At 37.6% G+C, this 11,284-nt stretch carries 11 protein-coding genes; 6 read left to right on the forward strand and 5 right to left on the reverse strand.

The features are described 5' to 3' along the window. Positions 1–164: 164 nt before the first annotated feature. A complete protein-coding gene (locus VB797_RS02075) occupies positions 165–383 on the forward strand; it encodes a hypothetical protein (protein ID WP_323235959.1) in 219 nt (72 codons plus the stop codon). Then, the gene (locus VB797_RS02080) at positions 376–645 is read left to right on the forward strand and encodes a type II toxin-antitoxin system RelE/ParE family toxin (protein ID WP_323235960.1); all 270 of its coding nucleotides are present in this window, start codon (positions 376–378) and stop codon (positions 643–645) included. The genes VB797_RS02075 and VB797_RS02080 overlap by 8 nt, the downstream gene beginning before the upstream one ends. Here VB797_RS02080 and VB797_RS02085 read toward each other — a convergent pair. Together VB797_RS02085 and VB797_RS02090 are read right to left on the reverse strand one after the other, a co-directional pair. Further along, positions 642–3,212 (reverse strand): penicillin acylase family protein, encoded by a 2,571-nt coding sequence (locus VB797_RS02085; RefSeq protein ID WP_323235961.1) that lies wholly within the window; start codon positions 3,210–3,212, stop codon positions 642–644. The genes VB797_RS02080 and VB797_RS02085 overlap by 4 nt on opposite strands. Before the next feature lie 384 nt (positions 3,213–3,596). After that, positions 3,597–4,733, reverse strand: coding sequence for a cob(I)yrinic acid a,c-diamide adenosyltransferase (locus tag VB797_RS02090; protein WP_323235962.1), 1,137 nt, complete (start codon positions 4,731–4,733; stop codon positions 3,597–3,599). A gap of 208 nt (positions 4,734–4,941) precedes the next feature. Here VB797_RS02090 and fraC point away from each other — a divergent pair, with 208 nt between their 5' ends. The 3 genes from fraC to VB797_RS02105 all read left to right on the forward strand — a co-directional run bounded on the left by fraC (position 4,942) and on the right by VB797_RS02105 (position 7,486). Then, positions 4,942–5,514 carry a filament integrity protein FraC gene (gene fraC, locus VB797_RS02095; protein WP_323235963.1) on the forward strand — a complete coding sequence of 191 codons (573 nt, stop codon included), beginning with the start codon at positions 4,942–4,944 and terminating at the stop codon, positions 5,512–5,514. A gap of 61 nt (positions 5,515–5,575) precedes the next feature. Further along, the gene (gene fraD / locus VB797_RS02100) at positions 5,576–6,637 is read left to right on the forward strand and encodes a septal junction protein FraD (RefSeq protein ID WP_323235964.1); all 1,062 of its coding nucleotides are present in this window, start codon (positions 5,576–5,578) and stop codon (positions 6,635–6,637) included. A gap of 69 nt (positions 6,638–6,706) precedes the next feature. Beyond that, on the forward strand, positions 6,707–7,486 hold the full coding sequence (locus VB797_RS02105; protein WP_323235965.1) for an ABC transporter permease: 780 nt from the start codon (positions 6,707–6,709) through the stop codon (positions 7,484–7,486). A gap of 289 nt (positions 7,487–7,775) precedes the next feature. Here the strand turns inward: VB797_RS02105 and VB797_RS02110 are convergent, their stop codons facing one another. From VB797_RS02110 to VB797_RS02120, 3 genes are all read right to left on the reverse strand, one after another. After that, on the reverse strand, positions 7,776–8,429 hold the full coding sequence (locus VB797_RS02110) for a pentapeptide repeat-containing protein (RefSeq protein WP_323235966.1): 654 nt from the start codon (positions 8,427–8,429) through the stop codon (positions 7,776–7,778). Between the two features lie 477 nt (positions 8,430–8,906). After that, positions 8,907–9,806, reverse strand: coding sequence for a sugar ABC transporter permease (locus tag VB797_RS02115; protein ID WP_323235967.1), 900 nt, complete (start codon positions 9,804–9,806; stop codon positions 8,907–8,909). Between the two features lie 37 nt (positions 9,807–9,843). Continuing rightward, positions 9,844–10,404: a putative dsRNA-binding protein gene (locus tag VB797_RS02120; RefSeq protein WP_323235968.1), complete on the reverse strand. Its 561-nt coding sequence runs from the start codon at positions 10,402–10,404 to the stop codon at positions 9,844–9,846. 111 nt (positions 10,405–10,515) lie between these two features. Here VB797_RS02120 and purN point away from each other — a divergent pair, with 111 nt between their 5' ends. Next, entirely contained in the window at positions 10,516–11,145 is a 630-nt protein-coding gene (gene purN, locus VB797_RS02125; protein ID WP_323235969.1) for a phosphoribosylglycinamide formyltransferase, read from the forward strand. The last annotated feature ends 139 nt before the right edge of the window (positions 11,146–11,284 follow it).

Below are 11,284 nucleotides of genomic sequence, written 5' to 3' on the forward strand. Positions count from 1 at the left end.
TAGCGGATAGTTGGGTCATTTATTTTTATACCAGAATACAAATTTGAAGGAGACAAAAAAACTAACTCTTAACTCTAATTGATCTTTAACCTTATTTATGTAAGCATTTTCAAGTAGGAATAAATGAGTCCTGTTAGTGTTGTGTTTGAGAAAGAAGGTAAAAAATGGAAACTACAACTAGAAGACGGGAATTGCTTAAAGCAATTAATGAGCGACTAGAGGACGCTTACGAAGACACGTTAGAAGATGTCATAGAACTTTTAGATATTCGTAAAGCAGAAGACGAAGAAGATATTAAAGCAATACAAGAAAACCGGGAAGATATAAAAAGAAATGGCTCTATTCCTTGGGAACAAGTAAAACGAGAGTTAGATAGTGACTGAATATCAAATAGAATTTACCAAGGCTGCATCTAAACAACTTAAAAAGTTATCTGTACAAGAACAAACACGGGTAAAAGAACAAATTGATCGGCTAGGTGATAGTCCCCGACCTGATGGAGTTGTAAAGTTAAAAGACTCGGAAAATAGTTATCGAATTCGAGTAGGTAGCTATCGGGTTTTATACGATATTTTTGATGATATTCTTCTAATCAGCGTTATTAGGATCGGACATCGTAAAGATGTTTATCGAGATAAAAGTTAGAAGGAATTAGAATCAGGTACTAATAAAAGCGTTGATTCAGCCTTTTGATTAATCTTCTCATTTTCCCAAAGCATGGAATGATATTTAGTATCGCGCCAAGGTCTAATCATGTCGGTGTAGTGACGGTTGAATGCGTGTCCCGATTGTCCCGTGCTGTGAATTGCTTGGGAGTTATCGAATGAGTCTAAGTCTACAATCATCCGCAATGATGGAATGTGGGTAACTTCAAAAGTTGATTGATTGGCTTTCCAACGATTAGCATTAATGGTTTCTCCATCACCTGCTGCTGCGAATGTTCCTCGATTAAATAGTTTTTCAATTACAGCGACTCCAGATTTACCTAAAGTAACGTTGCGAAAGTCTATTTTATGCAGCTTTCCCCAAGTCCATTTTTCTGGGTTATTACCCAAATTACTTTCTAGTTCATCTACTGCTGCTACTAAAGCTTGCTTAAATATTTCATCTCGGTTTTCTACTTCCGGGGTATTACGATTATCCCACCATAAATTATTCGGTTGTACGGCTAAATTGTTCATCACAGCGTACCAGCGATCGCTACCATCGGGATAGTAATCTTGGGGTAGTTCATCGTGGAATGTCAGCGCTAACAATTTTTTCCAGAATGTCTCGAATATCGCGGATGCTGGTGATTTTATTTTGAGTTGAAAATCCCAGTTTATTAACAATTGACGCGCATTTTCAAGCCGAGAATCATCAAAATAAATTGACTTTAATATAGGCATCAAATCCCGCGCATTAATATCAAGAGTATCACCTTGAATTGATTCTATATCAGCCAAAGTCAACGGCTGATTTGTACGAGTAATCATTTCTTCAATGCGTTTTGCACGATAGCCGTGAACCCAATCTTTAGTAATTACGTAAGGGTAATTTTCATCAACTACGGCATTATTCGCCGTAATAATATATCCTCGCGCTGGATTAAAACTGTGAGGTAATTCCTCAAAATCAATATAGCCTTGCCATTCATATTTATTATTCCAACCCGGTACCGGATAACGTCCATCTCCCTGTTTGCGTATGGGAGTTCTACCGGGCATTTGGTAGCCGATATTTCCATCAACGTCTGCGTATATTAAATTCTGAGCGGCAATATCAAATTTGCTCGCAGCTGTGCGAAATTGCTGCCAATTTTGAGCGCGGTTAATTTCTTGAATAGCAGTAATTAAGGTGGAAGGTTCTAAAGCATTCCAGCGCAAGGAAACGGCGTATTTCTCAGGGACTTTTACTGTCGAGTTTTCACCGAATTGCTGTAGCGAAGGAACAACATCGGAAAGTATTGGACCGTGTTGAGTATAGCGGATAATTTGATTTATTGGTTCTCCGGAAGCAACTTGAATTTCTTCTGTCACAAGCTGCATATCTACCCATTTACCATTCATCTCATATTGATTGGGGTTTGCGGGATTAATTTTTTCTACATATAAGTCCATCGTATCGGACATTACATTTGTTACGCCCCAAGCAATGCGGTTGTTGTGACCGACAATTACCCCCGGTACTCCCGCAAAGGTAAAACCCGTAACGTTGTAAGGACAATTGCTGCTAACTGAATCTTTTATTGAAATGCAGTGCAAACCTAACTCATACCAAATTGAAGGCATTTGCACCGATAAATGCGGGTCATCAGCTAAAATCGGTTTACCCGTAGCCGTGCGTTTACCGGAAATAGTCCAACTGTTGGAACCTACACCCATTCCCGTTCCACCAAGAATTTCTTCCATTGCAGTTACGTTACTCGCAATAGATTTTAAATTAGGTGTTATCTCTTTAAGAGCAAGTAAATTTACATCTTCTATATCTTCGTTTATTTTGATTTTCCCAGCTTTTTTCGCTACTTTAAATTCAGGTACAATTACGGGAAAATCTTCAGGATAAAGCGGGAAAAGTTCATCTACCCGCTCTTTGGGAAAAGATTTTAAAAGAATAGTCCGCTCAATTTCATCACCCAAATTCGTACTCAGGTCGTAAGCCATGACTTTACCCCACAGGATAGAGTGTATTGGCTGCCAAGGTTCCGGACGATATTCGCGATTGAGGAGTTTTAATACGGTATATTCTAAGCTTAAAGCGCTACCTTGATGTTTCGCTAAATAAGTATTTACCCCTGCTGCATAAGCTTGTAAATTTGCCTTTGTATCGGTATCTAATGTGGCAAATTCCTGCTGCGCTATCTTCTTCCATCCCATCGTTCGTAGAAATTTATCTTTGTCTAACTGCGACTCACCGAACATTTCAGACAGTCTTCCAGCACCAATATGTCGCCAAAAGTCCATTTGCCAGAAGCGGTCTTGAGCGTGGACGTAGCCCTGTGTGAAAAATAGATCGTGGTTAGATGCAGCGTAAATTTGCGGGATTCCCCATTCATCTCGCAGCACTTTCACTTCACTTTCCAATCCCGGAATTGCGATCGCGCCGTTTTCTTGAGGAAAAGATTTTCTAAATGTGTAAGTAGTTAAACCAGCCAAAGTAATAAGTAATACCAGAACTAATATTCCAATATTCTTAAATACTGCCCCAAGCCCATCTTTGTTGATATGATTCATTTACTTTATCCATCAGCTTCCCAACGGTATAATTACGGCTAAACAAGCGACATTATAAAGCTTTCCAGGCATTGTTGAACGGTAATTGGGAAGGAATGAGAAGAAAAAGAAAAGGGGCAGGAAATAATTAATTGTCAATTACGAATTATTTTCCTTTGGTAGTAAAAATGTTGGTGAACATCATCAAGAAGCCACCCACCAGAATTGATAATGCAAGTCCCGCTGTAACTAAGTCGAGTACGTTAGTGTATTCCATGATTAGTTTTTTAGTTTTTACCTATTAGTTAATAGTAACTGGTTCCTAGCCGACCGCTGGGAACCTGCATAAAGCCAGAGCCTTGTAACGAGATACTCCCTATTCCCTATTCCCCACTCCCTTTTAAACTAAAAATCAACTCCGCGCTTGGGTTCTACTCCATCATTGGCATAATGCTTGTGACAGTAGACTTCGGAATGAACGCTGGCTAGTTCAAAGTATTCTGGCTGATTTTGGCAGCGTCCCGTGATAATTATTTCTGTATGGCGCGGTTTGCGAAGTAATATTTCTACTATCGGCTCGACGGTTAGTAATTCTAAATCTACAGTGGGATTGAGTTCGTCCAGAATGATGGTTTGATACAATCCCGAAGCGATCGCTGTTTTCGCGATTTCCCAACCTCTTTCGGCTTCGATGTAGTCCAGTTCCTGCCGGGAGTTACGCCATACTATGGCATCCCGACCGCAACGTTGATGGTCTACTACTTCCGGATATGATTGCTGTAGTGCGGAAATTGCTTCATCCTCGGTGTATCCACTGCCACCTTTGAGCCACTGCATAATTAATACACGAGTGGAACCGGGATGATTAATGCCTCTACCGATGGCTTTTAAAGCTCTGCCCAAAGCGCTGGTAGATTTTCCTTTACCCGAGCCAGTGTATATTTCGATTCCTTCCAAACCATATAGTTTTGCTGCGGAATTGTGTTGGGGCTTCATTTCTGAATGTAAATCAGCAATATCTAATAACTGTTGGGGCGCACCTCTCCCGGTCGCAATGATTTCCAATTCTTGAGGTTTGGATTTTAAAGTTTTTACTACTTCATCAACTTCTAATAAACCCAAGTCTAATACGGGGTTGATTTCATCCAATACAACAACCGAATATAGCCCCGAAGCTATAGCACCTTTAGCAACATCCCAGCCTCTGACTGCTTCAAGTTTATCGAAAGGGATAATTTCATTTTTATCAAAGAATTCTGCCCTACCAGTACGTACTTGGTCAATTAGATGGGGAAATCCTCTTTGCAAAGCGGCGATCGCACCGTCTTCGTCATAATCTCTTTCTGGACCCTTGAGAAACCGCAGCAGCAAGACCCGATTGTAGTTATTTAAGTTCTTGATACCTAAACCAATTGAACGTAAAACTACTCCCAAGGCTGCTTGAGATTTACCTTTACCCGCGCCATCATAAATGTGAATTTGACCTTTAAGCCTTGTGGGACGCAGTTGTGCCGTGCGAATACCTATGCCGTTCCTTGTCATTTCAACTCTACTCGCTGTAATGTGGCAGTCTTTTATCTTACCGAAGGTTATGTACCATCAGGAAGGGATAAAAATTTTTATCTATAGGAATCCGGTTCCGGTGTAAAAAATGGTAAAACACGTATATTCCGTTTAATATTATTTTTTGGTACAACTATCGTATTACATTTGTAACAAATCAAACTACAAGCAATTTGGAAGTAAACATATGTTAGGTTATGACTTTTCTGGATATTTTCGAGCTTTTCCTTTTGGGGTAATTTTATTCGACTTTCTATTTATATTAGTAGCTATTCCAATAGAAGCATACATTCTAAATAAAAGACTGAAGTTTGATAAAAGGACTAGTGTTTTTTATGCAATCTCAATAAATGTCTTTTCTAATGTAATTGGTTGGATAATTTTCTTTTTGGTGGAGGCAAGTAGTTTATTTGATAGATATAAGTTAGAGTTAATAAGTTTTTTACTCTACAATAGCTTAGGGGATAATGTTTACAGCAGTATTGTTCTTACTGCTTTCATCGCTTTCTTTGGCACTTTAATGGTAAAGTTTGGATTGCTAAGATTATTTATTTTAGCATTAAGCGATCCGCCAGAAAAGAATGCAGAACCAGAACCAGAAGACACAATTCTTTTATCGAGAAAAATGCACCGTGGTTCCAGAAAAAGCTTTCAAGCTACTAGTTTGTTGACTACTACATTAATCGCTAATTCTCTTAGCTATAGTGCGATTACTTTGGTTTTAATCTTTCGGATGTTCGCTCGCACAAATGTACAGTGATCACTAATTATTTGGTTAAAGTATTTAATTTTGGAATAACAGTAATTAATAGGAGAAAAAAATGGGCGTAGTAAAGGAGACTCTAGATTTACTTGGTTTAGCAGTTTTATTTGATTTTTTAAAAGATGCTATTGAGCGGATTAAACGTTTCTTTATTCCACCAAGAGCTTTTTCTTGGCAAACATTAATTTATTTAAGTATATTTTCTTGGTTGATGTCATCTTTAGCTTATGAAGGAGCGATTCGAGATATTATTGCCTTTTTTGGTTGGGTGTTTTTAATTGGCGGTACTTCTTGGTATACCACCGATAAACCTTTATATATACCTGGTACAGTTATGCCTGTTGGAGCAGTGATTACAGGAGGTATAGTCAGCATTTTTGCTTTTCAACAAAACGACCAAGTTATATCTAGAACAATTGTTTTTTGGCCAACAATATCTGCATTAATTGCTGCGGTTCCCGAATTTTTTGAAGGAACGGGTACGGATGTTAACGCTCAGCTACCAAAATTAGAAGACCGCGAAAGTGTCATAGTTTTGATTGGTTGCTGTATGTTATTAAGTTGTTGGTTAAATATCTACGAAGTTTCAGATGAATGGATGAAGGAATATCCCAGCGCAAGATATCCGATTGCTACCAAGAAAGATTCTCAACGTAATGATTTATTGACCTTTTTACGACCTGAAGATCAAATTCCTCAAAACGGAATTTTAATCTTAAACAAACTTCAGCCAGCGGTAGAAACAGCGTTAAGAGGAAAATCTTGGTCTAACGTCGAACTATGGTTAAAGAATGCCAATGAAAGAGTTAATGAACTTGGAGAAGCAGTTATAGCAATTCATCTAGCTGAGTTTGAAGAAAAAGATTTATGGAAAACTCAAGCAAATGTAGAGAATATTGACCCAGAAGATTTAAATTCTGGATACAGATTGGATTTATTTAGTGTTTGGGATGGTCCAAGCGCTGCACCTAATGGATATTATCTGCAAAAGTCATGTCAGATTGAACCGATCGCAGAACCTGTTGACACCCTCAATCCTCAAAACGAAAAAATAACTGTTGCAGAAGTAGAGTGTTCACCTAAAATATCTTACTTTACGGGAAAACCTCCCAATCAGTAGCAATAAATTGACAATTAACAATTGATAACTGATAACTGATATGTGAAAATGATTAATTCTTAAATCACTATGAATGTCAATCGAATATTTACGATCGCGAATAATGCTTTCTTGGAGGTAGTCCGCGATCGTATACTATACATTATCGGATTTTACGCAGTTATTTTGGCAGTTGCAGTTAATTTCTTACCGCAAATTGCAGCAACTACTGAAGATAAAATGTTTTTAGACGTAGGTTTGGCCGCAATGAGCATCCTGTGTCTAATTATTGCGGTGTTTGTAGGTACGGGATTAATTAACAAAGAAATAGAAAAACGCACTATTTTAATGTTGATTGCTAAACCAGTAAGTCGAAATGAATTTGTTGTCGGTAAATATTTGGGGTTATCGGCTGTTATAACATTAATTGTCGCCGCAATGACCGCTATTTATTTAATTTTCTTACAAATCAATAACATCAGTTATTCAGCCACAAGTATTATAGTCAATGCTATTTTTCTAGTATTGCAGCTATCTTTAATTAGCGCGATCGCTATTACTTTTGGTGTATTTACGGCTTCGATATTAGCAACAGCTTTAACATTTGCAGTATATTTAATGGGAAATATCACCCAAGATTTACTTAATTTGACTCGGATTGGTGAAAATCCCGGTCTTAAAAGAATAGCTCAAGCTTTATATTTACTTTTACCCGATTTATCACGTTTAGATTTGAAAAATGAAGCTGTATACGGTTTATCAGCATTACCAGATTCTACAACACTATTTATAAATGCTGGATACAGTTTGATTTACACTGCAATGGTTCTAGCTTTAGCTATTTTAATCTTTTCACAAAAGGAATTTTAAAAAAAGTTAGGAGTTAGGAGTTAGGAATTAGGAGTTAGGAGTTAGGAATTAGGAGTTAGGAGTTAGGAGTTAGGAGTTAGGAATTAGGAGTTAATAATTATAATCAATATAAAATTTATCGGCAGATTTTTCGGTAAACTTAGTATGCTCATTTAATTTTTTTTATCCCCTATTACCTATTACTTATTACCAATTCCCTATTACCTACTCCCTATTCCCTATTCTTCTAATATCGAGAAACCCGATTTTTTGAAAAAGCCGGGTTTGTGAATGTTACGATCATTAAATATCAACTAAAACAGAAAATTCTCACTTGTTTAATTCTACCATCAGGCATAATTGCTTGATCTAAATTAGCATTTATTAAGTTAGTGTCTTGTAAATTTGCTTCTCTTAAGTTTGCTTGTGTCAAATTAGCCCAAGCTAAATCAGCATCAGTTAAATCGGCTTGATTCAAGTTTGCTTCTAATAAATTCGCACCACATAATTTAGCTTTTTGAAGATTAGCTTTGAATAAATTCGCTTCAATTAAAGATGCTTCTATTAGTTCAACTTGATTTAAGTTTGCTTTTTGTAAATCAGCATCGCACAACGAAGCTTCTCGTAAATTACTACCACACAAATTTGCACCCGAAAATATAGTCCCACATAAAGAAGCTTGTCTTAGATCTGCTTTAGTTAAATTTGCTTCACGGAAAGATGCTTCGTGCATATAAGTTTCTCGTAAATTAGCTTGAATTAAATTTGCACGATCTAATTTAGCTCTAGTAAGAATTGCACCGCTTAAATTTGCATTACTTAAATCCGCTCCTGTAAAATTGACTCCGCTCAAATCAACTTCTCTTAAATCGATTCCAGTTAAATCGTATCCGCTAAAATCCCTTAGACCAAAACTGTCAGTAATTTGACTTAACAGAAATTCTTTGTCAGCACAATTACTCATATTCTTTTTGCTTTCCTCTGAGTGTAAATTTTTCAAATCGCCATCCCGACAATTACTGTATTTCGAGGTTACACCCTAAAAGTAAAAGATTGAAACAATCAATTTTAAAATTTATGCAAAAAAACCATCAAAGAATCTTCAAGCAACTGAAAATAGCTGTTTTACAGTAAAATCATTTGTCAAAGCATCCTGATAAAATCACCAAAACCCCACAGTTAAAGATATATAAATACAATAAGTCACGATATTATGACTTTTGAGAGTCTTATTTTTAACTCATTTTATTGGCGATCGCGCTTTAAATTTAAAGTAAAAACTTAACAATATAAAACATATTGATACTAGTATCAAAAATTATAATAATCCTAATTAAAATTTAATGTTTTATTAACCAAGATATTAGAAATAACTTTTAGGATGAAAGATTTTGTTAGTCTTCGATTCAAGAGGGTTAAAAGCCTCACTACAAACAAAAAATTAACTATCTTCACTCCAAGTCCGTAGTTGGAAATAAACCAACACCATTGCGATCGCAAGTAATACAGTTGCAGCAGCAGCAGCATAACCGAAATCAAACTGACCGAAAGCTTCTTGATAGATATAGTAAACCAGCAAATTTGTCGAATTTAAAGGACCACCACCAGTAATTACGTAAACTTGCTCAAAACTGCGTAAAGTGAAAATAACAGTGGTTATAGTTGTAAAAATCAAAGTCGGTCGCAATCCCGGTAAAGTCACGTACCAAAACTGTTCCCAACCGCTAGCTCCATCAAGTTCTGCTGCTTCATAACGGCTAACTGGAATAGCTTGCAAACCAGCTAGAAACACCACCATATTAAAACCAAGCTGTTTCCAAATACTTAATAAAATTATTACCGGCATTGCCCATACAGTACTGCTCAACCAAGGAATAGGTTCGATACCAATATTTGAGAGAAGTACATTCACCGGACCGTCATTTTGAAATAGCCAGCGAAACCCCAGACCAGCAGCCACTAAAGACACAATCGAAGGTAAAAAATAAGCAGTTCGTAAAAATCCCCGCAAAATGATATCCCGGTTTAATAACACAGCCAATCCTAAAGGGATAACGATACTAGGTATCACCGTCGCAATTGTGAAATAAGCTGTATTCCACATCACTTGATAAAAATCAGGATCGAGTATTAAACGTAAATAATTTTTTAATCCTACCCAAGTCATACCAACATTCGTAAAACTACCATTTGTGAAGCTAAGGTAAAACAAATAGGCGATCGGACCGATGACAAATATACCTAATAATATCAGTGCGGGAGCGAGGAAAAACCAAGCTGCAAAGGTTTCGTTGTCTAGTAGATTTTTGAAAGAATGGGAAGACTTAGTATTTTGCTGCATGAAATGCGGTGATATTTGGCATACAGCTATTTTACCGTTACGATCGCAAAATTTTTAACAGAGATTCTAGTTGTGTAGGTGCATTTGCAGTCATAACTTGCATCCTGAAACGTTGCCATAGCAAAGCTTCTACTAATGTAGCTTTACGCTTTACGCTTAAGTGACCTCCCCAAATTGCTAAATCTCGATCGCCATTTGATTTCCATTGATCGAATACTTTTACAAGGTGAGAGTCAGCTTCGAGATTCTGTAGTTTTTTAGATTTATCATCTGCACTTTGCCACTCCGCACAAAGATACACTGCAAGCTTAATTAAAGCATCACCCCTTTGTGCATCGACATTTATTTCTTCCCAATTAATTACAAGTTCTGGATGGTTTTGCAATTCTTTGAGCAAAGTCTCTGCTGCTGCAATCTTCGCATCGGTTTTGCTTCGACCTACACCATTTGCTTCAAATGTACGACCATTTATTTTTATTTTTACAGTGCAGTAGTGTAAAGCAGGACACGCGGATTTGAATTCAAACTTAACATCATTCTCAAGGTAGCCAAGATTTTTAAATAATTCTAGAAGTTTATTAATTGCATTTTCATTCATCTAATTTGAGCTTAAACAAGCCTGTTAGTTCCAGCTTTAAGGTAAGTCGGGAATAGAGTTGGGGGCAAGAAAAGAATTAAGATTTTACCTGTTACCAATTTTTCTATAGCTATGAATTCTGTATCCCCAAGTTTAATATCTCCCGATATCCCCACACAGCCGCAGGTATCAACACCTTTAAAATTGGGAATTATGGCAAGTGGTAGTGGAAGTAATTTTGAAGCAGTTGCCCAAGCGATTCAAAACGGACAATTAAACGCTCAGATTCAAGTTTTAATTTACAACAATCCCGATGCTTACGCCGCAGTACGAGCCGATAAATGGAATATCAAGAGCGTACTCATCAATCATCGCGACTACAAGTACCGAAAAGACCTAGATAAGCAAATCGTCCAAACATTGCGTTCCCATGACGTGGAATGGGTAATTATGGCTGGCTGGATGCGCTTAGCAACTCAAACCTTAATCGATGCATTCCCCGACAAAATAATTAATATTCATCCCAGCTTATTGCCCAGCTTCAAAGGAGTAGGAGCAATCGAACAAGCAATAGAAGCCGGAGTAAAAATAACTGGCTGTACCGTACATCTAGTTTGCTTAGAAATGGATAGCGGTAAAATTCTCATGCAAGCAGCCGTACCAGTCCTACCCGACGATAACCCCGATACGCTTCACACCAGAATTCAAATTCAAGAACATCGGATTTTGCCCGCAGCGATCGGTTTAGCAGCGAAGGGGTGAGGGGATGGGGGATGGGGAGATGGGGGATGGGGAGATTGGGGGATGGGGAGATGGGGGGATGGGGAGATGGGGAGATGGGGGGACAAGGGGAACATTATTCTTAATTAACTCCTAACTCCTAACTCCTAACTCCTAACTC

The sequence above is a fragment of the Rivularia sp. UHCC 0363 genome (assembly GCF_034931125.1).
Classification (GTDB): domain Bacteria; phylum Cyanobacteriota; class Cyanobacteriia; order Cyanobacteriales; family Nostocaceae; genus Rivularia.

Bases quoted from the DNA above. Each gene is read 5' to 3' on its own strand.
- VB797_RS02075 (WP_323235959.1), top strand. From the start codon at position 165: ATGGAAACTACAACTAGAAGACGGGAATTGCTTAAAGCAATTAATGAG.
- VB797_RS02085 (WP_323235961.1), bottom strand. From the start codon at position 3,212: ATGAATCATATCAACAAAGATGGGCTTGGGGCAGTATTTAAGAATATT.
- VB797_RS02090 (WP_323235962.1), bottom strand. From the start codon at position 4,733: ATGACAAGGAACGGCATAGGTATTCGCACGGCACAACTGCGTCCCACA.
- fraC (WP_323235963.1), top strand. From the start codon at position 4,942: ATGTTAGGTTATGACTTTTCTGGATATTTTCGAGCTTTTCCTTTTGGG.
- fraD (WP_323235964.1), top strand. From the start codon at position 5,576: ATGGGCGTAGTAAAGGAGACTCTAGATTTACTTGGTTTAGCAGTTTTA.
- VB797_RS02105 (WP_323235965.1), top strand. From the start codon at position 6,707: ATGAATGTCAATCGAATATTTACGATCGCGAATAATGCTTTCTTGGAG.
- VB797_RS02110 (WP_323235966.1), bottom strand. From the start codon at position 8,429: ATGAGTAATTGTGCTGACAAAGAATTTCTGTTAAGTCAAATTACTGAC.
- VB797_RS02115 (WP_323235967.1), bottom strand. From the start codon at position 9,806: ATGCAGCAAAATACTAAGTCTTCCCATTCTTTCAAAAATCTACTAGAC.
- VB797_RS02120 (WP_323235968.1), bottom strand. From the start codon at position 10,404: ATGAATGAAAATGCAATTAATAAACTTCTAGAATTATTTAAAAATCTT.
- purN (WP_323235969.1), top strand. From the start codon at position 10,516: ATGAATTCTGTATCCCCAAGTTTAATATCTCCCGATATCCCCACACAG.